Annotated in this window: 1 pseudogene; it reads right to left on the reverse strand. The window is 41.5% G+C overall.

The features are described 5' to 3' along the window. Positions 1-316, reverse strand: a pseudogene (locus C1G53_RS00170) (bifunctional metallophosphatase/5'-nucleotidase); the annotation flags it as partial.

Here is a 316-nt window from a genome sequence, read left to right on the forward strand (position 1 = left end):
ATCGACACCTAGGTGAGCTAGAATGATATAGTTCTTGTAAACACGATTATCTGCTAGAGCGCGCGCTTCCACTTCGTCAATCACTTTATTGACTTCTGTGACTGGGTCGGTAAATGTTACTCCCTCAACATTTTTCGGATGGGTTTTTGTAGCAGTTTCAGGTGTTGTTACACCGATAACTACAAATTCATCGCCTACAACAGTTGGAGTTTTATCGACAATAGTTGAAGCTTCAAAAACACGAGCACCATTAACGTAAGTGTTAGCACTCAATAGCGGGAAGTTCAAGGTTTCCTTGTACTTGATTGCTTGATCC

The sequence above is a fragment of the Streptococcus suis genome (assembly GCF_002960445.1).
GTDB lineage: Bacteria > Bacillota > Bacilli > Lactobacillales > Streptococcaceae > Streptococcus > Streptococcus hyiners.